The organism is Tenacibaculum piscium, assembly GCF_021390715.1.
GTDB lineage: Bacteria > Bacteroidota > Bacteroidia > Flavobacteriales > Flavobacteriaceae > Polaribacter > Polaribacter piscius.
On sequence record NZ_JAJGWT010000001.1, the window covers coordinates 462823 to 488718 of the forward strand.

Consider the following 25896-nt stretch of genomic DNA (forward strand, 5'->3'; position numbering starts at 1 on the left):
TACGGCAAATCAGGATGAGAAACTGAAATAAATTCAGTTTTGACGGATTCGATTTTCTGTTTTCCTGCTATAAAACTTTTTTTTGATGAAATTTAAACAGGCTCTTAGTCCAGAAATTACTAGCACTGATAAAAAATGTAGCAAATCAGAATGCGTAACTTATGTAAATGAAAAATAATAAAAAAAGAAAAACAACACAAAATAAATAGACTTAGCCCCGATTGAAGCAATTGTTTGAGCTCCTTTTTTTGATTTTTCTTCAAAAAAAGAGCGAGTGCGGAAAGCGGGAAATAGCTTCCCATAATTTTAAAATTAAAACATGAAAAAACACTCACTTTTCAAGAAAATGAGTGTTTTTAAAATATTTTAAATCTTGCTAAAATTATATTTTGATAAAATCATCAAAAGCGATATAATACGGTTGGTCTTTAAAAACAGGCAATTCCACACTTTCTGAATTTGCAATACCAATGCCTGCAAACCAAATTTTTGCATTTTGTTTTTTAGCGTGTGCCTTAAAAGTTTCCATCCATAAAACATCGTAATCTTGAGGCGATTGAATATTATTGGTGGTTTTTACTAATACAAAAATGGTTGGTTCGCCTTTTTTAAACAACACAAACTGCGGATGTTTTTTCAGTTCGCTATTGATAGCAACAAACTCATACCCCATTTTTTGCAGTTTTTTACCGACAATATTCATTCCTAAATTATGAATTTCTTGTTTGGTAAGTACTTTCATTATTTTTTCTTATTACGCATATTATAGTTTTTATCGCCTCGAGTTTTAGGTTTTTTATACTTTTTCGCAATTTCTCTACGATACGAACCTCCTTGATTTGTTTTACTATTTTTCTCGCTTTTTTCATGGAAAGCAGGTCCAGGAACATACTCTAAAGAAGTTCTGTTTTTATCTCTTTCTCCGTCTTCTTTCGGGCGTTCTTCTTCGGTTAATTGTGTAGAAATCTCAACATGTTCAGGAATTTCCAACATTGGAATTTCATAATTCATCAATTCTTCAATTCGCTCTTTAGCTTCTTGTTCTGCTTTTGTTGAAAAAAGAATCGCTGTTCCTTCATGTTCTGCACGTCCTGTTCGTCCGATTCTGTGCATATAATTTTCAGGGAAATAAGGCGTATTAAAGTTGATAACGTGTGTTACTTCTGCTAAATCCAATCCACGAGCAATTACATCAGTAGCAATTAAAATACGTTTTTCACCTTTATTGAATTGTTCGATAGAACGCAAACGATAATTTTGTGTTTTATTCGAGTGAATTACACACGATTCAGTTGGAAACTCTTCTTTTACACATTCAAATAATCGGTCGGCATTTCTTTTATTTGGCGTAAAGATTAACACTTTACTATATTCCGTTTTATTATAAAGTAACTCATGTAATACGTTTACTTTGGTATAAAAATTAGGAATATCGTAGCTAATTTGTTTGATATTATCAAGTGGCGTTCCACTTACGGCGATAAAAATCTTTTTCGGAGCGATAAAGAAATCATCAATTAACGCTTCTACATCTTGTGTCATTGTTGCCGAGAACATAATGTTTTGACGGCGTACAGGTAATAATTCAAAAATATTTAATAATTGAAATCTGAAGCCTAAATCAAGCATTACATCTACCTCATCAATCACTAATTTTTGGATTGATTTTAACTTTAAAGTATTACTTAAAGCCAAATCATATAAACGACCAGGAGTTGCGACAATAACATCTGCACCTTGTGCCACCGCTTGTTTATGACGATTTAAAGGAATACCTCCAAATACACCAATAGTACGTAAGCTCATAAACTCTGAAAGCTTTTCAATTTCACTAACCACCTGAACTACTAATTCACGGGTTGGCACTACTACAAGCACTCGTGGGTGTTGTTGTTTTGAAAATTTCAAATCACGAAGTATTGGCAACATATAAGCAAAGGTTTTCCCCGTACCTGTTTGTGCAATACCAACCACGTCTTTACCAGAACGTATTATTGGAAAGGCTTCTTCTTGAATTGGTGTTGGATTTACAAAACCTAATTCTTCAATGGCGTTTTGTAATGGATTTGATAAATCTAAATCTTGAAAAGTAATCATTTACAGTAATTTGGCGCAAAGGTACGTTTTCTAAGCCCAAATACCATAAATATATTTCTTTGGATAAAATGCCTGTATTTTTAAGCACAAAAAAAACCGATACATTAGTGTATCGGTTTTATATAATTTTTGATTTTTTTTAGTTGATAAAGATTTATCCTCCAAAATCATCAAATCGAATATTTTCATCAGAAAGTCCGAAATCTTCTCCCATTTTTTGAACAGCATTGTTCATTAATGGTGGACCACAGAAATATAATTCTAAATCTTCTGGTGCTTCATGTTTCGATAAATATTCATTAATTACCACTTGGTGAATAAATCCTGTAAATCCATCTCCAGCTTCATCATGTATATCTGTTTTAACTTTCCAGTTATCCGCTTCTGTTGGATCTGATAATGCTATAAAGAATTTAAAATTCGGAAAATCTTTTTCTAAGGCTCTAAAATGATCTACATAGAACAATTCGGCTTTAGAACGACCACCGTACCAATACGTTACAGTTCTTCCTGTTTTTAAGGTTCTGAATAATTGATATAAGTGCGAACGCATTGGTGCCATACCTGCTCCACCACCTACATATAACATTTCAGCATCAGATTCATTAATAAAGAACTCACCATAAGGACCAGAAATTGTTACTTTATCTCCTTTTTTACAGTTGAAAATATAAGAAGAAGCAACTCCTGGATTTACATCCATCCATCCACCTTTTACTCTATCAAAAGGAGGTGTTGCAATACGTACATTTAACATAATTTCTCTTCCTTCAGCAGGATAAGAAGCCATTGAATACGCACGTTCTACGGTTTCTTCATTTTTCATAACGAGTGGCCATAAACCGAATTTTTCCCAATCTCCTTTAAACTTATCAGGTTCTCCTGGATGTTCTTTTGGATGTGCTGTAACGTCCATATCGGCATATTTTACAACAGTGTTTGGAATTTCAATTTGAATATATCCACCTGCTTTGTAGCCCATTTCTTCTGGAATTTCAACTACAAATTCTTTAATAAATGTTGCTACGTTATAATTTCTTACCACGGTTGCTTGCCATTTCTTAATTCCAAAAATTTCTTCTGGAATAGAAATATCCATATCTTGTTTTACTTTTACTTGACATGCTAAACGGATACCATCTTGTAATTCTTTACGAGTAAAGTGTGGTGTTTCGGTTGGTAAAGCTTCCCCTCCACCAGAATTTACATGACATTCACATTGCACACAAGATCCACCACCACCACAAGCGGATGGTAAGAAAATCTTTTCAGCTCCTAAGGTTGATAATAACGTTCCTCCTGAGGCAACTTCCACTACTTTATCGCCGTTAATTGTAATTTTTACGGGTCCTGATGGCGCTAATTTTTGCTTTACAAATAATAATAATCCTACTAAAATTAATACAATTATTAAAAATGATATAACTGTTACAGCTACCGTACCTCCTGTACTTACTTCTAAAAATACCATTATTCTGTAATTTTTTTAGGGTTATCAGCTAATTTTTCAGCTTTCTCTTTTACGTTTTCTATCTTCGTTTTAGTATCAATTACATTCGAAGTAACCGTCGTTGTTTTTGGGGCTTCTTTGCTTTTTGGTGTATCTCCACCTGTTAGCATTCCTCCAAAACTCATAAACCCGATTGCCATTAATCCCGTAATAATAAAAGTAATTCCTAAGCCTCTTAACGGTGCAGGAACGCTTGAATATCTAATTTTTTCACGAATAGCAGCAATGGCTAAAATCGCTAAAAACCATCCAATTCCTGAACCAATTCCGTAGGTTAATGATAAACCTAAGGTTGGTATTTCACGCGATTGCATAAATAATGATCCTCCTAAAATTGCACAGTTTACGGCAATTAATGGTAAGAAAATACCTAAAGAGTTATACAATGCTGGTGCAAATTTCTCTACAATAATTTCTACCAATTGTACCATCGTTGCAATGGTTGCAATAAACATGATAAATGATAAGAAACTTAAATCGTAATCAGCATATTCAGCTCCTAACCATTTTAATGCTCCTGGTTGCAATAAATATTGGTCTAATAACCAGTTGATAGGTACTGTTACAGCAAGTACAAAAATAACGGCAGCTCCTAAACCTACGGCTGTAGTTACTTTTTTTGATACTGCTAGATACGAACACATTCCCAAGAATGTAGCGAATACCATGTTATCAATAAATATCGACTTGAAAAATAATTCTAAATGTTCCATGTTTTTATCTTTTTCCCTCTTTATTCTTTTTTTTGATTCAAAACACTCTTATTTATTAACATATTATAAACTTGTTAATGAATATTTTTGATCAAAATTTTCTAAAGATTTTTAAAAGGATTTAATCCTCGATTAATGCTTTGTTTCTACTACGTTGCACCCAAATAATAATCCCTACCACGATTAATGCCATTGGTGATAATAACATAAATCCGTTATTTTCGTATCCTAAGGCGTATAATCCTGTTTGTTCTATTGGGTCTCCTAACACTTTAAATCCTAATAAAGTACCAGAACCTAACAACTCTCTAAAGAAACCTACGGCTATTAGAATAGCACCGTATCCTAAGGCATTTCCAATTCCATCTAAGAAAGCTCTCCAAGGACCGTTTCCTAAAGCAAATGCTTCAAAACGTCCCATAATAATACAGTTGGTAATAATTAATCCTACAAATACGGATAATGTTTTACTCAATTCGTACGCAAAGGCTTTTAATACCTGATCAACAACAATTACTAAAGAAGCAACTACGATTAACTGTACAATAATTCTAATTTTTGATGGAATAATATTTCTCATTAAAGAGATGACCACATTTCCAATACCTAATACAAATAATACAGAAATTGCCATTACAATTGAGGCTTTTAATTCTGCAGTAATTGCTAAAGCAGAACAAATACCTAATACTTGAATGGTAATTGGATTGTTATCTAATAACGGGTCTGTAATTAATACTGCGTCTTTTTTTGATAAAATTCCCATAATTATTTTAAGTTTTGAAAATAGGGTACATATAATGCTAACTCAGATTTAATCATTGCAGAAACACCATCACCAGTAATCGTAGCACCGGCAATTGCGTCTATTTGATTATCTTTTTTATCATCGTTCTTTGGGTCGTTGTTACTTTTGGTAATATTCAGTCCAACATATACATTTTTTGATATTAGGCTTTCCCCAATAAAATCATCCATGAAATAACGTTGGTTGATATTTGCACCTAAACCAGGTGTTTCACCTTTATGGTCAAAGAAAACACCTACAATGGTCATATCTTTATCCATACCTATATATCCCCAAATAGCGTCCCAAAGCCCTTTTCCTCTAATAGGTGCGATGTAAATAGTTTTCCCATCTTTTTCACCTATAAACAAAGGTAATTTTCTTATTTTTCCTGCTTTGGCAGCGGTTTGTTGTTTTTTGATATCTATTAAATACGCCTTATCATCTGGGGTAACTTTAGTTCCTTCGATGATGAGTTGTTTTTTAATATATTTTGAAAACTCACCTGCTACTTTACCTTTAGAAACAAAGGCTACACTTGTTTCATCATTTTCATTTACGCCCATGGCGTATAAAATGTTTTGTTGTTTTTCAACACGTTTATTCGCTTCAATCATTGGACGAAGTGATGATGCTGTAAAAGCTAACAATGCCCCTACTATTAATACCATTGCGATGGCAAAAAGTAGCGTATATCCGTTACTGTCTGTTTTTTTACTCATGATTTTTAGGCTGTTTTAACTTTAGCACGTTTTAATCTTTTCTTGACATTTCCTTGAACCACGTAATGGTCAATTGTTGGTGCAAAAACGTTCATTAATAAAATAGCTAACATTACTCCTTCTGGATATGCTGGATTAAATACACGAATCATAATCGAAATAAATCCGATAAAGAAACCGTAAATCCATTTTCCTTTATTGGTTTGTGATGCTGATACAGGATCAGTAGCCATATATACTGCTCCAAAAGCAAAACCTCCAACTAGTAAATGTTTCCAGAAATCTAGACTCATTAAATCGTAAAATTTACTTCCTGAGCCAATCCATCCTAAACCAACAACTTGGTTAAAAATGAATCCCATTACCAATGCTCCTACTACTGCTGATAGCATAATTCTCCAGCTTCCAATTTTAGTAAAAATTAAGAATAATGCTCCTAATAAAATTAATAGGGTTGATGTTTCACCTACCGAACCAGGAATAAATCCGAAGAACATATCCCAAGTACTGTACACCACTTCTTTCCCTTGTGCCAAACTTCCTAAGATTGTTTCTCCAGAAATAGCATCTGCTGTTCCTGTTAATTCTCTAGCATCAGCCACCCATACTTTATCTCCTGACATCCATGTTGGATATGCGAAGAATAAAAAGGCACGTATCGTTAATGCAGGATTTAAAATATTCATTCCTGTACCTCCGAATACTTCTTTACCGATAACCACACCAAAAATAACGGCAACAGTTAACATCCATAAAGGTAAATCGATTGGTACAATTAAAGGAACTAACATTCCTGTTACTAAATACCCTTCTTCTACTTCGTGTCCTTTGATTACTGCAAAAATAAATTCTACGACTAATCCTACTACATATGATACAATTACTAACGGTAAAATTTTAACGAAACCGATTAAGAAATTATCCATATTCCAGAAATCTCCACTAAAGAAAGACATTCCTTCTGTAAATCCATTAACTGCAGCGTTATGTTGATACCCTGCATTGAACATTCCGAAAAGTAAACACGGTACCAACGCCATAATAACGATGTTCATGGTACGTTTTAAATCATCGGCTGCCTTTATATGAGTTCCTCCGTGAGTTGTCTCATTAGGCAAGTATAAAAAGGTGTGGATTGCGTTAAACGCAGGTGCCATCTTCGTACCTTTATATTTTTCTTTTAACTTATGTAAGTTTTGTTTTAAGCCCATATCTTATCCTAATTCTTCTCTCATTAAGTCCAATCCTTCACGAATTATTTTCTGGTGAGGTTGTTTAGACACACAAATAAATTCTGTTAAAGCGAAATCTTCTGGTGCAATTTCGTACGCTCCTAATCCTTCCATTTCGTCAAGATCTTTATACATACATGCTTTTAATAATTGCATCGGATACATATCTAACGGAAATACTTCTTCATACGCTCCTGTAACTACAAAGGCTCTGTGTTCACCGTTTGTATTGGTATTTAGGTCGTATTTTTTCTTCGGATTTAACCAAGAGAATGTAAATGCTCTTGAGGTAGAAACCTTGTTAAATACAGGTTTATTCCAACCGAAAAACTCATAATCATCACCTTCAGGAATTGCGGTTATACTATTTTCGTAGTATCCTAAATATCCATCTTGTGCAACTTGAAGACCGCTTAATACGTTTCCGCTAATTATACGAGTATTATCGGCATTTAAATTTCCTTTTACAAGTGATGCAATATTCGTTCCTGCCAAAGCAGATACATATTGCGGCTTGTTAAATTTAGCACCAACTAAAGCAACAGTACGTTTTGCGTTAAACTTCCCAGTTAATAATAATTCACCGATTATCATTAAATCTTGAGGCGTTACAACCCACACAACTTCTCCTTTATTAAGAGGATCAATTTGTGCAATTTGCGTACTTACATTACCAATAGGATGCGGCCCTGATAGCTTGTGTAACTCAACACCTTTTATCGCCTTAAAAGGAGATAATGTTGAATTAACAGAAACCGATACATGTACCTTACCTTTTGTTAATTTGGTTAATGCCGTTAAAGCTGCTTGCAATTCGGCTTCTTTATTTTTTAGCACATAATCATAATCTGCTGCGAGTGGTGCACTTGCGTAGCCTGACACAAAAATTGCTTTTGGAGCTTGATTTGGATTTGCAACCACGTCATACGGACGTTGTTTTACAAATGGCCAACAACCTGAAGCTAATAAGTGAGTTTTCACTTGTTCGCCAGACATTGCATCAACATCTTTTTTACCAAAATCTTTGTGTTGCTGCTGTGCATCAGCAGTGATTTTAATTGCTAAAACTTTTCTTCGAGCTCCACGAACGATTTCCGTAATTTTACCGCTAACAGGACTTGGAAATAAAATACGTGCATCACTTTTATCATAAAAAAGTGCTTCACCTGCTTTTACTTCGGTACCTTGTTTTGCTAAAATTTTAGGAATAACGCCATGAAAATCGTCAGGCTTAATTGCATAATCGCTACCCAACGGAAGTTCGGTAGTAATTTGCTCTGCGTCGCCAACGAGCTTGATATCCAAGCCTTTCTTAATACGGATGTCTTTTGACATAGGAACTGATTAAATGATTTTCTAAAAACAAGCAAATTTACAGATTTTGTTTTTTCAAGTAAGTGTTTATATTTATATCTTTTCAACAATCTTCTATTTATACTGATTCTAAACAATAAGTTGTAATTGGCGTACATTTTGATACCTTTGTAATATGACAAAAATCCTCTTTATATTTTTATGTTGTGCAACACATCTTAGCGGTATCGCACAGCACATTAAAACGATTCAATTACGACCAAAACAGGCTACAAACCAGTTTTCGGCAATAGTTCCCTTAGGTAGTGTTTTAAGCTTATCTTTTGATGATTTAGACAGCGATACCAAAGAGTATCAATATAAAATAGAACAAATGACACACGACTGGAAACCAAGTAATTTGTTGTCCAATCAATATATTGAAGGATTTAATCAAGATGTAATTACCAAAGTTAGCAACGCTTTTAACACCCTGCAATCGTACACGAATTATCAAGTTGAAATACCGAATGAAACCACTAAAATTACTAAAAGTGGTAATTATTTAATCAGTGTTTTAAATGAAGATTATGAAGTTGTGTTTTCAAGAAGATGTGTTTTCTATGAAAAAATTGTAACCGTAGGCGTTGCCGTTTTTAAAAGTAATCATGAAAAATCAAAAAATCAACAGCAAAATGTACAATTTACCATACATCATCAAAATTTAAGAATTAACAACCCAACACAAGAAATAAATATCGCTTTATTTCAAAATAATGACTGGAATACGCTACGAAAAAACATAAAACCTAAATTTATAAAACCAAATCAATTATTGTATAATCATACGATTGAAACTAATTTTTGGAGCGGAAATGAATTTTTAAATTTTGATACCAAACATATTCGAAATTCCAATTTATATATCGCCAAAACACAAAGAAAAGAAATTTACCATCATTTTTTATATACTGATGAAAAAAGAAACGATAAAAGATATACTTATAATCCTGATATTAACGGACAATTTGTCATCCGAAGTTTAGAAACAAATGACCCAAATACACAAGCCGATTATAGTATCATTCATTTTTCATTAGCTTCTTTTGAACCGTTTCAACATAAAAAAGTATATGTATATGGAGCGTTTAATAATTATGAAATATCCGAAGAAAATAGTATGAAATACGATTCTATTGATGAAAAATATCATGCCGAAATTAAACTAAAACAAGGTTTTTACAATTATAGTTACGTAACTTTGAATCAAAACAAAACCCTGAATTTACACGAAGTTCATGGCTCTTTTTATCAAACTGAAAATGAATACACCGTACTTGTTTATTACAAGCCTTTTGGCGAAAACTACGACCGAGTTATTGGCGTTGGAAATGGGTATTTCAATCAAATTTAATCAAAAAAAGATAGTTTTTGTAAGTAAATAAGTGCAAAAACGACTAAATATCTGTAAAATTTTATTTTTTAATTTTATTTCTAAAGTTTATTTTAAGTATGTTACAACAAATAACAAAAGGTATAAAAATAGGAGTTCAAACGAACTTTGTAAACGTAATTACGTACGAATCAGAAGAATATTATCATTTTAAATACGCTATTTCTATTGAAAATACATCAGAAAATACCGTGCAACTTTTAGAACGTTTCTGGGAAATTTTTGACACCCTAAACCAAATCGATTATGTAGAAGGCGAAGGCGTAATTGGAGAAACTCCCATTTTAAAACCAAACGAAGTTTTTAAATATGAATCATTTTGTTTTTTACGCTCCTCAATAGGTGCGATGAAAGGAAGCTATAAAATGATGAATTTAGAAACTTTTGAAGAATTTTTAGTTACAATTCCAACCTTTCAATTAGGTGCAATTAACAGTTTAAATTAAAAAAAAAATCAGAAAACAGGACACAAAAACGTTCTTTTTTCTGATTTATTTCTTCGATAAAATTAGTTCAATTCACGAACAATATCTTTCTTATATTTATTAAATAAACTTCGAGTCATTCCTAAATTTGCTAAAGAAGAATCAACGGCTAAATAACACATAAATTCTTCATTCTCAGAGAAATCCATGATTTCTAATTTAGTATCAAGTGTTATCAAAACTTCATTAATATCCGAAGTAATACCCGAAGCTGTTAAGGCATTTCTGTTTGATTTTGCAACCTGTAAACTAGATGCTAATCCTGCTGAAACATCAAAATCAGACCTGCTAGAATGAGAAGTAATAATTTCTTCTGTTTCAAAATTAATGATCGAAAATGCAATATAGCCTGGTAAGTTATTTTTAATTTCCTTAGTAAATAGTGTTAAAAAATCTGACATATTTCTCTTTTTTCCGTTATTTTTCTCTTTTATATTTATATTTTATTCAATTTTATTTCCTAATTCTACTGTTTCAAAACAGTACTTAAAGTACCTTAAATATAACCAAAATAATTTAACATCCTGTTGATGATAAATTATTAATTTAATCATTTTTTTGATGCTTCAAAAACAACTAAAATCAAAAAAATAACCTCTTTTTTTACTTGAGGATTTTATCAAAAAAAATAAATAGTATGAAAATACTAATCGTTGTTTTTCTGACTGTTTTTTCATAAAATAGTAACTAATTATTCAAAATAACGAAATTATCTGCATATATTGTATTTAATTTAGATTAACAACGCATTAAACAACACTCAAAACAACTTAGTAATTCCTAAAAATAAGTGTTAACTTTGCTATATAAATTTTATTATAAATTAACAAACAACATATAAAATGGCAAGAGGATTTTTTAATGTTCCAGAAGCGATAAACGAACCTGTTAAAGGATATGCTCCTGGATCTCCAGAAAGAGAAGAGTTATTAGCAACGTATAAAGCTATGTATAATAGCAATATTGATGTGCCAATGCATATTAATGGTGAAGAGGTAAGAACTGGAAACACCAGTAACATTAATCCTCCACATGACCATAAACATATCGTTGGACAATATCATAATGGTGAGAAATCTCACATAGATGCTGCTATTAGTACTGCTTTAGCGGCAAGAGAAAAATGGTCTAACACTTGCTGGACAGAACGTGCTTCAATTTTCTTAAAAGCAGCTGAATTATTAGCAGGTCCTTATAGAGCAAGAATGAATGCTGCAACAATGATTGCACAATCTAAAAATGTACACCAAGCTGAAATTGATGCAGCTTGTGAAATGATTGACTTTTTCCGTTTCAATGTACAATACATGACCGATATCTTTAAAGATCAACCAATCTCTAGCCCTGGAATATGGAACAGAGTTGAGTACAGACCTTTAGAAGGTTTTGTATATGCAATTACTCCTTTTAACTTTACTTCAATTGCTGCTAACTTAGCTGCCGCTCCTGCTTTAATGGGGAACGTAGTTGTTTGGAAGCCTTCGAGTCATCAAGCATATTCGGCACAAGTAATTGTAGACTTATTTAAAGAAGCTGGTTTACCTGACGGTGTAATAAACGTTGTTTATGGTGATCCTGTAATGATTACAGATACTGTATTAGCATCTCCTGATTTCTCTGGATTACACTTTACTGGTTCTACAAATGTATTTAATCATTTCTGGAAACAAATTGGAAATAACATAAACACCTACAAAACGTATCCAAGAATTGTTGGAGAAACTGGTGGAAAAGATTTTATCTGGGCACATAATTCATCAAATCCTTTACAAGTTGCTACCGCAATCACTAGAGGTTCTTTTGAATACCAAGGTCAAAAATGTTCTGCAGCGTCACGTGCTTACATTCCTGCTTCTATCTGGTCAGAGGTTAAAGGTCATTTAATTTCGCAAGCTGCTGAAATTAAAATGGGTTCTCCTGAAGATACGAACAACTTTGTAAATGCTGTTATTCATGAAAATTCTTTTGATAAATTAGCAAGTTTTATTGATGCTGCAAAAGCAGATGCCGATGCTGAAGTAATTATTGGTGGTGGTTATGATAAATCAGTAGGATACTTTATTGAGCCTACAATTATCGTAGCAAAATCTCCTACATACGCAACCATGACAACTGAATTATTCGGTCCTGTGATGACCATTTTTGTATATGAAGATGATCAATGGGAAGCTTCATTAAAATTAGTTGATGAATCTACTGAATACGCATTAACTGGAGCTATCTTTTCTACCGATAGATACATTGTTGAAAAAGCTTCTAAAGCGTTAGAAAATGCTGCTGGAAACTTCTATATTAACGACAAACCAACAGGAGCTGTTGTAGGACAACAACCTTTTGGAGGTGCTAGAGCTTCTGGTACAAATGATAAAGCAGGTTCTGCTCAAAACTTATTACGTTGGACTTCTGTTCGCTTAATTAAAGAAACATTTGTAACGCCTACCGATTATAAATACCCTTTCTTAGGATAAGAATAAGTAACATTATTTTAAAAACCTCATCAAATATTGATGAGGTTTTTTTGTGTCAAATATTTATCACTCTGAAAAAATATTTTTTTTATTTAATTAAAGTGATTTTCTATTAGTTTTGTTTTCTATCTTTAATGAAAGCGATTTTAATAAAATGAACTATAAAAAATAATACAAGAAGTATTTACAACTGTTGATGCTATTGAAAACAAAGGTAATTTAGCTTCTTATATTCCTGAATTAGCAAGTTCAAATCCTGATAAATTTGGTGTTCATATTGTTACGACATCTACTATAAAGTGTGGATTAGGCAATTATCAGGAAAAATTTTCCATTCAAAGTATTGCAAAAGTTTTATCGCTTTGTTTGGCGTATAAAATCCTTGATGGAGATTTATGGAAAAGGCTTGGTGTTGAACCTTCAGGAAATCCATTTAATTCGTTACTTCAACTAGAAAATGATAACGGAATACCACGAAATCCTTTTATTAATGCAGGTGCAATTGTAATTTCAGATGTTCTTATCAGTAATTTAAAAAATCCTAAAGAAGATTTATTAACCTTTATTAGAAGTCTTTCTGGTAATAATGATATTCATTATTCGGCTAAAATTGCAGCTTCTGAAAAATCGGTAGGTTATAGAAATGTAGCGCTTTGTAATTTTATAAAATCTTTTGGAAATATTGAAAATGAACCTAGTGATGTTCTCGATTTTTATTTTGATTTATGCTCGTTAGAATTAAGTTGTGAGCATCTATCTGAATTATTTTTATTTTTAGCCAATAGCGGTAAAGCTCCACATAATAACAAGCAAATACTAACCAAAAGTCAATCAAAAAGAATTAATGCCTTGATGCAAACTTGCGGTTTTTATGATGAATCTGGTCAATTTGCATTTAAAGTCGGTTTGGCTGGAAAAAGTGGTGTTAGTGGTGGAATTATTGCCATATATCCTAATCAATATAGTATTGCTGTTTGGAGTCCAAAATTAAATGAAAAAGGAAATTCTTACAAAGGAATGAAATTTTTAGAGGCTTTTACAACCTTGTCAGAACAATCTATTTTTTAGATTGGGGGTTTTGGGAGAGTTTCAGTTAACTTCGATAAGCTTAAATATGAATTTAGTTTGTAAAAATAAATTGCTATAAAAATGAATAGAGCGTATTATAAAAATTCGATTTCAAATTTTATTACAGAGGATAAAAACTCCATTTTAGGTAAATTAAGTCTAAATCATTCCAACAGACACTTAGAAGATTTACAGAAAAATGCCTGGGTTAAGCAAATTGAAATATTAAAAGATCAACTAATCAATTTTGAGGGATTTATTTATTTTGAATTTGCCATTCCAAGAATGGGTAAGCGAGTTGATACTATTCTTATTATTGAAGATACGCAGCCATAATGCGAAATTAATTCCTGTTTTAGTTGCTACCAACGAAGAAAGTCAGGATCCGCAAATACATCAAATAATAGAACTTAAAGACGTAGCAAAAACGAATAAAAGTAGTTTAAGAGCCTGTTTAAATTTCATCTGAAAAAATATAGTGGCAAAAAATGACGGCAAGGGGTTAAAACCCCTTGTTAAAAGGAGCTGAAAATCAGAAAAAGAGCTAAAACTATGGCAAATCAGGATGAGAAACTGAAATAAATTCCCTTTGACGCATTTTTATTTTTAAAACAAGGATTTTAACCCTCCTTGCCTTGCTATTTTGATGTTACAAAAAATTTTGGAATAAAATTTGAACAGGCTCTTAAATAAGATAATTGAAAATGCCAAAATAAATAACAAAATTTCTTTCAGGAAATAGGCATAAAAACTGGTGTACGATTATTTGTCTTATTGGCGGTGGTCAAGAAATAAATACAGGAGAGGCAGGGCTTGATGAATGGATTAATGCGCTTAAAAATAATTATTCTGATTGGAATATTCATTATTCGAACCTAATAACGAACAGTCAAAATTATATAAAAACAGTCAATCAAAAACAATGGCTTGAAGCAAATTCAAATTCTGAAATGGAATTACATTTAGCCGTTTCTGTTAGGTCTTTTAGATCTGAAAAATTAGCTGATTTTGTTCATAAACTTTTAGAATTAAAGACCACTGAAACTCGTAATTTATATAAAGAAATCAAAGATGATTTTCCTATATATGTTACCAGAGATTTATCTAAAGCAAAGAATATCTTAAAAACACCTACAGAGTTCTCTTAACCAGAGCTAGACAAGGAATGATTATTTACCTTCCAAATGGATCTGAAATAGACCATACCAGACCCGAATTATTTTATAATGAAACTTGGAATTATTTTAAAAAAATAGGGATTAAAGAAATTTAAATAATCGCTAAAATTCTTTGCTTAAAAAACCAACCCTCAAAAAAACTTATAAATTTCATGTAAGTTTGAATTACAGTATCTTTGCAAAAAAAATAATCAATGAAGTTTACAGATTTACATCTTAATACCGATATTTTAAAAGCACTTAGTGAAGAAAAATATCACACAGCTACGTTAGTACAACAAAAAGTAATTCCGTTAGTACTAGATAAAAAAGATGTAATTGTTGGATCACAAACAGGATCGGGTAAAACAGCGGCTTTTGCATTGCCGATTATCCATAATTTAGCGCAAGAATTAGCGCTTGTTCCTGAAAGAGGCCCTAAAAAAATAAAAGCCTTAGTTGTAAGCCCAACCAGAGAATTGGCCATACAAATTCAAGAAAGTTTTAGCACCTACGCAGCACACACAAACATACTTGCAGGAGTTGTTTACGGAGGAATATCAACCAAAGCACAAAAAGAAGTTTTAGCAAAAGGAATTGATGTTTTAGTAGCAACACCAGGGCGTTTAATCGATTTACACGAACAAGGATCTGTTGATTTAAGCAACCTAAAAACCTTTGTTTTAGATGAAGCCGATTTAATGTTAGACATGGGTTTTATCCACGATGTAAAAAAGATTGAAGCACTTTGTCCTCGTAAAAAACAAACGCTTTTATGTTCGGCTACCATGCCCGAAAAAGTGAGTGATTTGGCAAAACAAATGCTTTATAAGCCCGAAGTTGTTAATGTTATTCCTACCGATAATACCGTTAATAAAATTGGTCAATTATTATATTACACGCCTAAAAAACATAAAGTCGATTTATGTTTATACCTATTGAAAAACACCATACAAGGACGTATTCTTATTTTTAGACGTACCAAATTTGGCGTTGATAAATTAGAGCAAACCCTTATTAAAAACGGCTATAACGTAACAAGTATTCACGGAGATAAAACCCAAATTTTACGTAATCAAGCCATTGAGGATTTTAAAAGCAATAAAGCGAATATTCTAATCGCTACCGATGTTGCCGCTCGTGGTATTGATATTCATAAAATTGATGCCGTAATTAATGTTGATATTCCTAATGTTCCTGAAACTTATGTTCACCGAATTGGTAGAACTGGTAGAGCTGGAAAAGCAGGAATTGCATTTTCATTCTGTGGTGCCGATGAAACTAGCTATATTAAAAGTATTCAAGAAGTTTTAAAACGCCCAATAAAAATTATTGAAGATCACCCTTTTTTATTGGTAAAACCAAAACATATAAAGCAACCAAATACGATTAGCACCAATAAAAAAGGACGTAAGTCTGAGGCTTCTAAAAAGAAGAAAAAACGTTGGTATTAATAAATATATTTTATCATTATCTAAAAAAAACCTTTCAATATATATCACCTTAAAAGGGATATTGAAAGGTTTTTTTATTTTTGATTATCACCCGAAAAATTAAAAGTTAAAACCTAAATTATGAATATCACTTTATCCGAAGCAAAAAAAGTACTTGCTGCTGCAACTTTAAAAGCAAACGCTTTAAACACTAAAATGAGTATTTCAATTGTAGATTCAGGCGCTAATTTAGTTGCTTTCGAACGCATGGATGGCGCTTTTATTGGTCCTATTGATATCGCTATGAAAAAAGCTAAAACGGCAGCGCTGTTCGGAAAAAACACGGGAATTCTTGGTGAATTATCACAACCTGGTGCTCCTTTATATAATATTGAACATTCTAACAATGGTTTAATTACTTTTCCAGGAGGCGTGCCTATCAAAAATAAAGACGGAATTATTATTGGCGCTATTGGTGTAAGTGGCAGTACCGTACAAAATGATTTTGAAGTAGCCGAAACTGGTGCAAAAGCTATTTATAAGTAGTATTATTTAATGTTATATTAATTATTTGTTAATGATTTTTTAATCTTATTTTGCTGTTTTTTTAAAAAAAATATCTGTTCTCTTGTTTTTTTGTAATATTAATCGTAATATTACAATACAATAATTATATATGGGACTTACTAAATCAGAAATATTTACAACAGCACAAAACGATCTTGCCAATATTGCAAAAGTACTTGGACATCCTGCACGTATTGCTATTATTCAACATCTTTTTAAAATTGATTCCTGTGTTTGTGGTGATTTAGTAAACGAAATCGGATTGGCGCAAGCAACCATTTCACAACATTTAAAAGCCTTGAAAAATGCTAAATTAATCAAAGGAAGCATTGAAGGAACAAGCGTTTGCTACTGCATCGATAAAGAAAATTGGACGAAAATTAAAAACCTATTAAACGGGTTTTTAAATCTTAATGATACCAATTCCGAAAATATAAATTTAGAAAATTGTAATTCAAAAAATAATAACAGTAATTGTTGTTAAAAAACAATACTCTTAAAAAAAATTATCACAATCAATCGCAATAAAACGATTAAAAATAAAAAAAGTCATGAAATTATCAGAAATTAAAAAACATTTATCAAGCTTAAAAAATATTAGTTTTAAATTACCTAACGGTGAACTTGTACCGAATCATTTTCACGTTACCGAGGTTGGAAGAGTTACTAAAAATTTTATTGATTGTGGCGGAACAGTTCGAAATGAAGAGGTTGTAAACTTTCAATTATGGGAAGCGGATGATTACGATCATAGATTGAATCCTGAAAAATTAACGAATATTATTGAGCTTTCTGAAAAATTATTACATATTGCTGATTTAGATATTGAAGTAGAATATCAAGGAGCAACAATCGGGAAATATGGCTTAGATTTTGATGGAACGAATTTCCTATTAACAAGCACGCTAACGGATTGTTTAGATAAAGATAAATGTGGTATTCCTGAAAAACCAAAAGTAAAAATAGCAGAAGCATCAACAAGTTGTGCTCCTAATTCTGGATGTTGTTAATAATTTGTTTTAATTTTTATTAAAATAGCAAAAGCAAGGGGTTAAAACCCCTTGTTCTCGTATTTTAACGTTAATTATTTTAGATAAAATTTAAAAATTAACTTTTAAATTTCATCCCTAAATGCACTACTTTCTTGGTTTCATAGAAGTCTTCTTCAAAGAAATCAGGTAAATCATAAATAGTTGCCGAGGTATATTTTTCTAATTCTTCTTTTAAATCGCCTCCTTTTAAATATAAAATTCCGTTTTTTAAATCGTGATTTTGCTTTTTAGCGATTCTTCCTTTTGTCCATCCGACGAAAGTTTCCATTTGAGCCACTGCTCTACTTACAATAAAATCGTAGGTATCTTTTACTTCTTCCACACGTCCGTTGGTCGTTTTTACGTTTTCTAAACCTAAACCTGCCACTACTTCATTCACTACTTTTATTTTTTTTCCGATAGAGTCTACCAAATGAAACTGGGTTTCAGGAAATAAAATAGCTAATGGAATCCCAGGAAAACCACCACCTGTACCAACATCTAAGACTTTTGAACCTGGTTTAAAAGCGACCACTTTTGCGATACCCAAAGAATGTAAAACATGACGTAAATACAATTCATCAATATCTTTACGAGAAACCACGTTAATTTTTAAATTCCAATCTTCATACAATTCTTGTAGTTTTGAAAACTGTGCTAATTGTGTTTCCGTTAAATCGGTAAAGTATTTTTTTATAAGTTCCATTGCTATCAAAATTGAAATTGAGATTGAGTATATTTTTCAGTGCAAAAGTAAAAAACTAATCGGGAATACGCATTTATCTAACAAAAGATATGTTTCTTGTTAAAAAGTAATTTCTAATCAATAACCATAGCGCAAAAAAGTTTATTTTTGTTGTATATAACACATAATCACATGAAGACAATAAACTTCTCGAGAACAAATAACGTAAAGTTCTTTCGAACTCTAAATAAAAAGGTAAACACCTATTTTAAAGAAAATAATATTAAGCGTACGGGAAATTGGAAATTATATTCTAAAGCGATTATTATGTTTTCGCTTTTTTTAGTGCCTTTTATATTGATTTTAACAATTCCGATGCCACAATGGGTGATGCTTTTACTTGTTATCGTTACAGGTATTGGTATGGCGGGTGTTGGTATGAACGTAATGCACGATGCAAACCACGATTCTTTTTCAAGCAAAAATTGGTTGAATAAATTAATGGGAAGCAGTATTTATATTTTAGCAGGAAATGTATATAACTGGAAAGTTCAGCACAACGTATTGCACCATACTTTTACCAATATTAAAGGACATGATGAAGATATTGACGCGGGGAGAATTATCCGTTTTTCGAAGCATTCAAAATGGTTGCCTGTACATCAATTTCAAAAGTTTTATTCAATATTTTTATACGGATTATTAACTATTAACTGGGCTATTACTACCGATATAAAACAAATGAGTAGTTATTTAAAACGTAAGTTATCGTATGGTAAATTTCCTAATCCGAAGGTAGAATGGACAAAATTAGTCATTTCTAAAGTTGTTTATTATTCATTATGGATTGTATTGCCATTATTGATTTTAGACATCGCTTGGTGGAAGGTTTTACTAGGTTTTTTTATAATGCACTACACCGCAGGGATGATTTTAAGCGTTGTTTTTCAATTGGCACACGTAGTTCCAAATACCGAAATGCCATTGCCTGATAAAGATGGAAATTTAGAACACACTTGGGCGGTTCATCAATTATATACGACCTCTAATTTTGCACCTACAAACTGGTTGGTTAATTTTTATACTGGTGGATTAAATCATCAAGTAGAACACCATATTTTTCCGCATATTTCGCACGTTCATTATAACAAAATAGCAAAAATAGTCAAGGAAACTGCCGCTGAATTTGACCTACCATACAACGAATACAAAACAATGACAAAAGCGTTCATCGAACATTTTAAACAATTAGGAAGTTTAGGAGAAAAACCACAAGCTGCTTAAAATAATGCGTCATTTAATAGTTACAAAATAAGAAATACTTTAACAACACGCATTTTAACAAAATGCACCTTAATAATATAATCAATGTCAAACGCATTATCAAACAGAATTAACAGTTTACCAATATCTCAAACTTTGGCGATGGCTGCTAAAGCAAGAGAATTAAAAGCTGCAGGAAAAGATATTATCAGTTTAAGCTTAGGAGAGCCTGACTTTAATACACCTGATTTTATTAAAGATGCCGCTATCGAAGCAATTAATCAAGACTATAATTCATACACGCCAGTTGATGGTTATGTCGAATTAAAAGAAGCTATTTGCACCAAATTTAAGCGTGATAATAATTTAACATATTCTCCAAATCAGATTGTTGTTTCTACGGGAGCAAAACAATCGATTGCAAATATTGCACAAGTGTTATTAAACCCAGGCGATGAAGTTTTATTACCAGCGCCATATTGGGTAAGTTATTCGGCAATCGCTATTTTATGTGAGGCTAAATTTGTTGAAATTCCTTCTTCTATTGATACGGATTTTAAAATTACGCCAGCACAATTAGAAGCGTCAATTACGCCTAAAACAAAAATGATTTTCTTTAACTCGCCAAATAACCCAAGTGGAACTATTTATACAGAGGCAGAATACAGAGCTTTAGCGAAAGTATTAGAAAATCACCCAAATATTTATATTTTATCGGACGAAATTTACGAACATATCAATTATGGAACAAAACACTTTAGTTTTGCTGCCATCGAAAACATGTATGACCGTACCATTACTGTAAACGGATTAGCAAAAGCTTTTGCCATGACAGGTTGGAGAATTGGTTTTATTGGTGCCCCACAATGGATTGCTAAAGCTTGTACTAAAATGCAAGGGCAAATTACTTCAGGAACAAACTGTATTGCACAACGCGCTGCAATTGCGGCTGTTTTAGCAGAGCCTAGTAAAATTAAATACATGGTTGATGAATTTAAAACTCGTAGAGATTTAGTTTTAGATTTATTAGGTGATGTTGAAGATATTAAATTAAACATTCCTGAAGGAGCGTTTTATATTTTCCCTGATGTATCTGCTTACTTCGGAAAAACAATTAAAGGACACGAAATTAACAACGCAAGTGATTTTTCTATGTTATTATTAGAAGAAGCTAACGTAGCAACTGTAACTGGTGAAGCTTTTGGTGCACCTGCTTGTATTCGTATGTCATACGCTGCTTCTGAATTACAATTACGTGAAGCTGTTAGAAGAATTAAAGAAGTATTAGCTTAATATTTTCTCAAAATTTCTTATTATTAAAAAGGCTCGTAATTTAAAATTACGAGCCTTTTTTTGTTTTTAAAATCTTTTAATCATACTTTACATGATTCTAATTCAGAACATTTAAAGCCTTATTCAATTGATATTACAAATACTACTTTCTATTATTAATATACTTTTAAATCCTTTTTCGTTTTTAGTATTTATACTACTTTCATCTAAAAAAGAAGCGTATTTTTTTACAAAAGAAGAAACCAATGTTACTAAACTTAAAGTAAAACCTTACCTACTTTTTTCTGTTGGATACCTAACAATTATACTTAGTATAACTTATCTATGTAATTTTTTTGTCGATTTTAATTTTTGGGAAGTTTTTGTTCCTAAAAACATATTTATTTCGATAATTACTTGGTTCGTAACAGCGTTTACTTTACGTGCTTATTTAAAAGGAATGGAAGGTAATATTATGGGATTTATCTTTTTTCCGATGCTTGCTTTAAGTATAATAACCTTATTTATTTTAAGTTTTTTTGATATACTATCTTCTTATCAATTTTTAACGATTCATTTCCCCGTATTAGAAATCAATTTTTGGATCCGATTATTATTACATTGTTTTATGCCTTTTTATGTGTTGATATATCTTAATTCCAACCAAGAGATACAAGACCAAAATAAGGAATTACCTAATAAATTTCCAGGTGCTATTTTGAGTATTTTAATACTGCAATTTTTATTTTTTGGGCTTAATTGGCTATTTATTTATCTCTTTGGAAGTTCGATCAACTTATCACAATTTTTAGGAGAAGGACAAACTATTTTATATTATTTACCAATGCTCGGCGGATTTTTATTCTTTGTTTTATTCTTTATCTCTAAAATGAAAAGTTCGAAAACAATTCCTGAAATATCTTCTGAAATAACTGCTAAAATACCTTCTAAAAAAGGCAAACAAAACATCTTAGAAACCCTTTCTTATTATAGTATGCTGCTAATTTTTGGGAGTATTATTTTAGAAGTGATAAACTATATCAATTTAATGATTCCTTTTTTCGAATAAAAAATTCATGGAGCTACCACCCTACTAAAAAGGTACTTTTGATAATTTTTGTTCGTTTTTTCGTGCTATTTTCTTTACTATTTTTCGAGCTATTTTGCGTTGTTTTTTCGCTGATTTTTTGAGCTTCTTTTCATTAATTTTCTTCAGATATAAAACACTTTTATCATAATCAATCAAAGCCTTGCCACTTTCTAAAATATCAGCCCCGATAATACCATCAACCTCTGTAGCGTTGTGTTGAATTAACGCCGTATTTACATGCACCAAATCAAACAAAACCAAGTTAGATTTTGTGGTTTTCCACTTCCCTATTTTCAACACATTATTTTCTGAAACTCGAGTTTCCATATCAATTGCGCCTGCTCCTGCTGCTTTCACTTCGCTTTCTTCCGATACCAATTTAAAACGATTTACTAAATCTAAACCGACACATGAGTTTGAAGCGCCTGTATCTAAAATAAACGTTCCTTTTATGCCGTTTATTTTTGCAGTTAATTCTAAGTGATTCGTTTCTTTTTTGCGGAGTTTTATTTTTGAATACTTCTTTTTCTTTAATATCTTCTTCAAACTTGCCATTTCTCGTACTTTTGTGGTTTTGCTAATTGTAAATATACATAAATGATTACCGATACACACACCCATTTATATTCCGAAGAATTTGACCAAGATAGAACCGAAATGATACAGCGTGCAAAAGATGCAGGCGTTTCTCGTTTTTTTATTCCTGCAATTGATAGTTCATCCACAGAAAGAATGTTCGATTTAGAAAAAAATTTTCCAGACGATGTTTTTTTAATGATGGGTTTGCATCCTACTTATGTCAAAGAAAACTATAAAGAAGAACTAGCACATGTAAAAAAATGGATTGACAAACGTCCTTTTTATGCAATCGGTGAAATTGGAATTGATTTATATTGGGATAAAACCTTTGTAACACAACAACAAGAAGCTTTTAGAACTCAAATTCAATGGGCAAAAGAAAAAAAATTACCGATTGTTATTCATTGTCGTGATGCTTTTGATGAAGTTTTTGAAGTATTAGAAGCTGAAAAAAGCGATGATTTATTCGGGATTTTTCATTGTTTCACAGGAACTTTAGAACAAGCAAAACTAGCTATCTCGTATAATATGAAATTAGGAATTGGCGGCGTAGCAACTTTTAAAAAGGGTAAAATTGATGAATTTTTAAACGAAATTGATATAAAAGACATCGTTTTAGAAACCGATTCTCCCTATTTAGCGCCAACGCCTTACCGAGGAAAACGCAACGAAAGCGCTTATTTAACCAATGTTGTTGATAAATTAGTTGATATTTACGGGTTAACTTTTGATGAAATTTCAGAAATTACAACTCAAAATTCTAAAGATATTTTTAGTGTCTAATTTACAAACCACCTATTACAAAACTCCCATAGGAACTGCAAAAATTATTGGCGACCAAAACGGAATTCAATCGGTTTCAGTTGTAGATGAACAAATTAATTCTTCAACTGAAATTCCGATTTGTTTACAAAATTGTGTTACTCAATTATCCGAATATTTTGCAGGAACACGAACAACTTTCGATTTAAAATTAAATCCGCAAGGAACAGATTTTCAACAAAAAGTTTGGGCAGAATTATTAAATATTCCATTCGGAAAAAGCACGACTTATTTACAGCAATCAAAGCAATTAGGAAACATAAAAGCAATACGAGCAGTTGCATCGGCAAACGGAAAAAACCCCATTTCGATTATAATTCCTTGTCATCGAGTTATCGGTTCAGACGGTTCATTAACAGGCTATGCTGGCGGTTTATGGCGTAAAAAATGGCTTCTAGAACACGAAAGTGATTGTAAACAGCAAAGCTTATTTTAATATTTGAAGCTATTTTCCCGCTTTCAGCACTCGCTCTTTTTTGAAGAAAAATCAAAAAAGGAGCTCAAACAATTGCTTCAATCGGGGCTAGGAAATAGTTGCTTCAAAGCAAATAAAAGTCATGCTGAATTTATTTCAGCATCGCATCAACAGGAGAAATACGGCAAATAAAGATGCGAACCTCAAAAAAATTAGCGAAAATCCGTGAAATTCGCGTCTCAACCCACTAATTCAAATTTCGTTTTTCAGCAAAAAATTTCTTCAATAAAAAACCACATTCCTCCTCTAAAACCCCCGATATAACTTTAGTTTTAGGATGTAACTTGGTTTGTAAAACAGAAAAACCTAATTTTGGCTCACTAGCTCCGTACACAATCTTACCAATTTGTGCCCAATAACTTGCGCCTGCACACATCTGACAAGGCTCTAAAGTAACATACAAAATACATTCTTTTAAATATTTTCCGCCTAAAAAATCAGACGCAGCCGTAAAAGCCTGCATTTCTGCATGCGCTGTTACATCAGTTAGCATTTCAGTTAAATTATGCGCGCGGGCAATTATTTTATCTTTAAAAACAATAACAGCACCCACAGGAACTTCGCCTTTATCGAAAGCTGTTTGAGCTTCTTGTAAAGCTTGTTTCATAAAATAAGTATCATCAAAAGGATTTATTTTCATGGTATTCGTAGCGTTTTTAACAAAAGTACCTCAAATTAGTTATTTTTACCAAAAATTACGATTTTGATTTCTATAAACACTACTCCAAATAAAAAAGTCTATTTTGCTTCCGATCAGCATTTGGGTGCGCCAACTCCTGAAAATAGTTTTCCTAGAGAACAAAAATTTTTACGTTGGTTAAATGAAGTAAAACAAGATGCGGAAGCAATTTTTTTATTAGGCGATTTATTTGATTTTTGGTTCGAATATAAAACCGTTATTCCTAAAGGATTTGTGCGTATTTTAGGGAAACTTGCCGAAATTAAAGACAGCGGAATTCCTATTTATTTTTTTGTAGGAAATCATGATTTATGGATGGTCGATTATTTTGAAAAAGAATTAAATATTCCTGTATATCATAAACCGCAAGTGTTTAACATCAACCAAAAAACAGTTTTTATTGGGCATGGCGATGGTTTAGGACCGCACGACAAAGGCTATAAACGAATGAAAAAAGTATTTACTTTTCCAATGTTTAAATTTATGTTTAAATGGTTACATCCTGATATTGGCGTTCGTATTGGGCAATATATGTCGGTTAAAAATAAAATGATTTCTGGTGATGATGATGCCAAATTTTTAGGCAACGACAAAGAATGGCTAGTGCAATATTGTAAACGTAAACTTGAAACAAAACATTACGATTATTTTGTTTTCGGACACCGTCATCTTCCGTTAGAAATTGATGTATCTAAAAAAGTATCCGAAGAAACATCCGAAGAAAAAAGTATGTATATAAATACAGGCGATTGGGTTAAATATTTTACTTACGCTGTTTTTGAACATGAAAAATTATCGTTAAAAGAATATAAATAAGACTATCGTAAAAAGCAAAAAAGCACCTTTTTTAAAGGTGCTTTTTACATATATATAAAATCTTAATTTAAATAAGTTCTAAAACTTGAAAGTTACGCCTGCTTTAAAAATTGTTCCGCTAAATCCAAACTGATTTACTTCCCAAGGATATTTAAAACGACCGCCTAAATTTGTTACCACATCGCCTTTTGTGTCAATA

The 25896-nt window shown here is 31.8% G+C and carries 26 protein-coding genes and 2 pseudogenes; 16 read left to right on the forward strand and 12 right to left on the reverse strand.

Annotated features, from left to right (window positions below; all coding sequences use genetic code 11):
- Positions 1-382: 382 nt before the first annotated feature.
- The 8 genes from L0U77_RS02080 to L0U77_RS02115 all read right to left on the reverse strand — a co-directional run bounded on the left by L0U77_RS02080 (position 383) and on the right by L0U77_RS02115 (position 8396).
- A complete protein-coding gene (locus L0U77_RS02080) occupies positions 383-742 on the reverse strand; it encodes a Na(+)-translocating NADH-quinone reductase subunit F (protein ID WP_101918180.1) in 360 nt (119 codons plus the stop codon).
- Positions 742-2094, reverse strand: a complete 1353-nt coding sequence (locus L0U77_RS02085; protein WP_101918229.1) for a DEAD/DEAH box helicase — start codon at positions 2092-2094, stop codon at positions 742-744. Before L0U77_RS02085 ends, L0U77_RS02080 begins: the two co-directional genes overlap by 1 nt.
- A 157-nt stretch (positions 2095-2251) precedes the next feature.
- Positions 2252-3568 carry an NADH:ubiquinone reductase (Na(+)-transporting) subunit F gene (gene nqrF, locus L0U77_RS02090; protein ID WP_233885421.1) on the reverse strand — a complete coding sequence of 439 codons (1317 nt, stop codon included), beginning with the start codon at positions 3566-3568 and terminating at the stop codon, positions 2252-2254.
- Complete coding sequence (nqrE, locus tag L0U77_RS02095; RefSeq protein ID WP_101918182.1) at positions 3568-4320, reverse strand: NADH:ubiquinone reductase (Na(+)-transporting) subunit E; 753 nt, start codon at positions 4318-4320, stop codon at positions 3568-3570. Before nqrE ends, nqrF begins: the two co-directional genes overlap by 1 nt.
- A 121-nt stretch (positions 4321-4441) precedes the next feature.
- Positions 4442-5086: an NADH:ubiquinone reductase (Na(+)-transporting) subunit D gene (locus L0U77_RS02100; RefSeq protein ID WP_101918183.1), complete on the reverse strand. Its 645-nt coding sequence runs from the start codon at positions 5084-5086 to the stop codon at positions 4442-4444.
- Between the two features lie 2 nt (positions 5087-5088).
- Positions 5089-5829, reverse strand: coding sequence for a Na(+)-translocating NADH-quinone reductase subunit C (locus L0U77_RS02105; RefSeq protein WP_233899586.1), 741 nt, complete (start codon positions 5827-5829; stop codon positions 5089-5091).
- A 5-nt stretch (positions 5830-5834) separates the two neighbouring features.
- Positions 5835-7040 carry an NADH:ubiquinone reductase (Na(+)-transporting) subunit B gene (locus L0U77_RS02110; RefSeq protein ID WP_233900670.1) on the reverse strand — a complete coding sequence of 402 codons (1206 nt, stop codon included), beginning with the start codon at positions 7038-7040 and terminating at the stop codon, positions 5835-5837.
- 3 nt (positions 7041-7043) lie between these two features.
- Complete coding sequence (locus tag L0U77_RS02115; protein ID WP_193699569.1) at positions 7044-8396, reverse strand: Na(+)-translocating NADH-quinone reductase subunit A; 1353 nt, start codon at positions 8394-8396, stop codon at positions 7044-7046.
- A 154-nt stretch (positions 8397-8550) separates the two neighbouring features.
- Between L0U77_RS02115 and L0U77_RS02120 the strand changes: the two genes are divergently transcribed.
- Positions 8551-9768, forward strand: a complete 1218-nt coding sequence (locus tag L0U77_RS02120) for a type IX secretion system plug protein (protein WP_233896781.1) — start codon at positions 8551-8553, stop codon at positions 9766-9768.
- Between the two features lie 98 nt (positions 9769-9866).
- Positions 9867-10253: a Co2+/Mg2+ efflux protein ApaG gene (apaG, locus tag L0U77_RS02125; RefSeq protein WP_101918188.1), complete on the forward strand. Its 387-nt coding sequence runs from the start codon at positions 9867-9869 to the stop codon at positions 10251-10253.
- 62 nt (positions 10254-10315) lie between these two features.
- Here the strand turns inward: apaG and L0U77_RS02130 are convergent, their stop codons facing one another.
- Positions 10316-10693 (reverse strand): hypothetical protein, encoded by a 378-nt coding sequence (locus L0U77_RS02130; RefSeq protein WP_233896780.1) that lies wholly within the window; start codon positions 10691-10693, stop codon positions 10316-10318.
- Between the two features lie 441 nt (positions 10694-11134).
- Between L0U77_RS02130 and pruA the strand changes: the two genes are divergently transcribed.
- From pruA to L0U77_RS02175, 8 genes and pseudogenes are all read left to right on the forward strand, one after another.
- A complete protein-coding gene (gene pruA / locus L0U77_RS02135) occupies positions 11135-12760 on the forward strand; it encodes an L-glutamate gamma-semialdehyde dehydrogenase (protein ID WP_233896778.1) in 1626 nt (541 codons plus the stop codon).
- A gap of 168 nt (positions 12761-12928) precedes the next feature.
- Positions 12929-13828, forward strand: a complete 900-nt coding sequence (locus L0U77_RS02140) for a glutaminase (RefSeq protein WP_233900678.1) — start codon at positions 12929-12931, stop codon at positions 13826-13828.
- An 81-nt stretch (positions 13829-13909) separates the two neighbouring features.
- Positions 13910-14164, forward strand: coding sequence for a hypothetical protein (locus tag L0U77_RS02145; RefSeq protein ID WP_233900671.1), 255 nt, complete (start codon positions 13910-13912; stop codon positions 14162-14164).
- A gap of 455 nt (positions 14165-14619) precedes the next feature.
- Positions 14620-14879, forward strand: a pseudogene (locus L0U77_RS02150) (hypothetical protein); the annotation flags it as partial.
- A 321-nt stretch (positions 14880-15200) separates the two neighbouring features.
- On the forward strand, positions 15201-16439 hold the full coding sequence (locus L0U77_RS02160; protein WP_233896776.1) for a DEAD/DEAH box helicase: 1239 nt from the start codon (positions 15201-15203) through the stop codon (positions 16437-16439).
- Between the two features lie 120 nt (positions 16440-16559).
- Positions 16560-16964 carry a GlcG/HbpS family heme-binding protein gene (locus L0U77_RS02165; RefSeq protein WP_233896775.1) on the forward strand — a complete coding sequence of 135 codons (405 nt, stop codon included), beginning with the start codon at positions 16560-16562 and terminating at the stop codon, positions 16962-16964.
- Positions 16965-17094: 130 nt separating this feature from the next.
- Positions 17095-17469, forward strand: a complete 375-nt coding sequence (locus tag L0U77_RS02170) for an ArsR/SmtB family transcription factor (RefSeq protein ID WP_233900672.1) — start codon at positions 17095-17097, stop codon at positions 17467-17469.
- A 67-nt stretch (positions 17470-17536) separates the two neighbouring features.
- A complete protein-coding gene (locus L0U77_RS02175) occupies positions 17537-17995 on the forward strand; it encodes a DUF6428 family protein (RefSeq protein ID WP_233900673.1) in 459 nt (152 codons plus the stop codon).
- A gap of 97 nt (positions 17996-18092) precedes the next feature.
- Here the strand turns inward: L0U77_RS02175 and rsmG are convergent, their stop codons facing one another.
- Positions 18093-18722, reverse strand: a complete 630-nt coding sequence (rsmG, locus tag L0U77_RS02180) for a 16S rRNA (guanine(527)-N(7))-methyltransferase RsmG (RefSeq protein WP_233885451.1) — start codon at positions 18720-18722, stop codon at positions 18093-18095.
- A gap of 171 nt (positions 18723-18893) precedes the next feature.
- Here rsmG and L0U77_RS02185 point away from each other — a divergent pair, with 171 nt between their 5' ends.
- From L0U77_RS02185 to L0U77_RS02195, 3 genes are all read left to right on the forward strand, one after another.
- Entirely contained in the window at positions 18894-19985 is a 1092-nt protein-coding gene (locus L0U77_RS02185) for a fatty acid desaturase family protein (RefSeq protein ID WP_233896773.1), read from the forward strand.
- A gap of 84 nt (positions 19986-20069) precedes the next feature.
- On the forward strand, positions 20070-21257 hold the full coding sequence (locus tag L0U77_RS02190; protein ID WP_233896772.1) for a pyridoxal phosphate-dependent aminotransferase: 1188 nt from the start codon (positions 20070-20072) through the stop codon (positions 21255-21257).
- A gap of 127 nt (positions 21258-21384) precedes the next feature.
- Entirely contained in the window at positions 21385-22305 is a 921-nt protein-coding gene (locus L0U77_RS02195) for a hypothetical protein (protein WP_233896771.1), read from the forward strand.
- Positions 22306-22443: 138 nt separating this feature from the next.
- Here the strand turns inward: L0U77_RS02195 and L0U77_RS02200 are convergent.
- Positions 22444-22881: pseudogene (locus tag L0U77_RS02200) on the reverse strand (retropepsin-like aspartic protease); the annotation flags it as partial.
- 42 nt (positions 22882-22923) lie between these two features.
- Here L0U77_RS02200 and L0U77_RS02205 point away from each other — a divergent pair.
- Positions 22924-23688: a TatD family hydrolase gene (locus L0U77_RS02205; protein WP_233896770.1), complete on the forward strand. Its 765-nt coding sequence runs from the start codon at positions 22924-22926 to the stop codon at positions 23686-23688.
- Positions 23681-24163 (forward strand): methylated-DNA--[protein]-cysteine S-methyltransferase, encoded by a 483-nt coding sequence (locus L0U77_RS02210; protein ID WP_233896769.1) that lies wholly within the window; start codon positions 23681-23683, stop codon positions 24161-24163. Before L0U77_RS02205 ends, L0U77_RS02210 begins: the two co-directional genes overlap by 8 nt.
- 226 nt (positions 24164-24389) lie before the next feature.
- Here the strand turns inward: L0U77_RS02210 and L0U77_RS02215 are convergent, their stop codons facing one another.
- Positions 24390-24842, reverse strand: a complete 453-nt coding sequence (locus L0U77_RS02215; RefSeq protein ID WP_193699557.1) for a nucleoside deaminase — start codon at positions 24840-24842, stop codon at positions 24390-24392.
- 63 nt (positions 24843-24905) lie between these two features.
- Between L0U77_RS02215 and L0U77_RS02220 the strand changes: the two genes are divergently transcribed.
- Positions 24906-25697 (forward strand): UDP-2,3-diacylglucosamine diphosphatase, encoded by a 792-nt coding sequence (locus tag L0U77_RS02220; protein ID WP_233896768.1) that lies wholly within the window; start codon positions 24906-24908, stop codon positions 25695-25697.
- The last annotated feature ends 199 nt before the right edge of the window (positions 25698-25896 follow it).

Bases quoted from the DNA above. Each gene is read 5' to 3' on its own strand.
- L0U77_RS02100 (WP_101918183.1), bottom strand. From the start codon at position 5,086: ATGGGAATTTTATCAAAAAAAGACGCAGTATTAATTACAGACCCGTTA.
- L0U77_RS02110 (WP_233900670.1), bottom strand. From the start codon at position 7,040: ATGGGCTTAAAACAAAACTTACATAAGTTAAAAGAAAAATATAAAGGT.
- L0U77_RS02170 (WP_233900672.1), top strand. From the start codon at position 17,095: ATGGGACTTACTAAATCAGAAATATTTACAACAGCACAAAACGATCTT.
- nqrF (WP_233885421.1), bottom strand. From the start codon at position 3,568: ATGGTATTTTTAGAAGTAAGTACAGGAGGTACGGTAGCTGTAACAGTT.
- pruA (WP_233896778.1), top strand. From the start codon at position 11,135: ATGGCAAGAGGATTTTTTAATGTTCCAGAAGCGATAAACGAACCTGTT.
- L0U77_RS02105 (WP_233899586.1), bottom strand. From the start codon at position 5,829: ATGAGTAAAAAAACAGACAGTAACGGATATACGCTACTTTTTGCCATC.
- L0U77_RS02145 (WP_233900671.1), top strand. From the start codon at position 13,910: ATGAATAGAGCGTATTATAAAAATTCGATTTCAAATTTTATTACAGAG.
- L0U77_RS02115 (WP_193699569.1), bottom strand. From the start codon at position 8,396: ATGTCAAAAGACATCCGTATTAAGAAAGGCTTGGATATCAAGCTCGTT.
- L0U77_RS02175 (WP_233900673.1), top strand. From the start codon at position 17,537: ATGAAATTATCAGAAATTAAAAAACATTTATCAAGCTTAAAAAATATT.
- rsmG (WP_233885451.1), bottom strand. From the start codon at position 18,722: ATGGAACTTATAAAAAAATACTTTACCGATTTAACGGAAACACAATTA.
- L0U77_RS02165 (WP_233896775.1), top strand. From the start codon at position 16,560: ATGAATATCACTTTATCCGAAGCAAAAAAAGTACTTGCTGCTGCAACT.
- L0U77_RS02190 (WP_233896772.1), top strand. From the start codon at position 20,070: ATGTCAAACGCATTATCAAACAGAATTAACAGTTTACCAATATCTCAA.
- L0U77_RS02080 (WP_101918180.1), bottom strand. From the start codon at position 742: ATGAAAGTACTTACCAAACAAGAAATTCATAATTTAGGAATGAATATT.
- L0U77_RS02130 (WP_233896780.1), bottom strand. From the start codon at position 10,693: ATGTCAGATTTTTTAACACTATTTACTAAGGAAATTAAAAATAACTTA.
- apaG (WP_101918188.1), top strand. From the start codon at position 9,867: ATGTTACAACAAATAACAAAAGGTATAAAAATAGGAGTTCAAACGAAC.
- L0U77_RS02205 (WP_233896770.1), top strand. From the start codon at position 22,924: ATGATTACCGATACACACACCCATTTATATTCCGAAGAATTTGACCAA.
- L0U77_RS02120 (WP_233896781.1), top strand. From the start codon at position 8,551: ATGACAAAAATCCTCTTTATATTTTTATGTTGTGCAACACATCTTAGC.
- nqrE (WP_101918182.1), bottom strand. From the start codon at position 4,320: ATGGAACATTTAGAATTATTTTTCAAGTCGATATTTATTGATAACATG.
- L0U77_RS02215 (WP_193699557.1), bottom strand. From the start codon at position 24,842: ATGAAAATAAATCCTTTTGATGATACTTATTTTATGAAACAAGCTTTA.
- L0U77_RS02160 (WP_233896776.1), top strand. From the start codon at position 15,201: ATGAAGTTTACAGATTTACATCTTAATACCGATATTTTAAAAGCACTT.
- L0U77_RS02185 (WP_233896773.1), top strand. From the start codon at position 18,894: ATGAAGACAATAAACTTCTCGAGAACAAATAACGTAAAGTTCTTTCGA.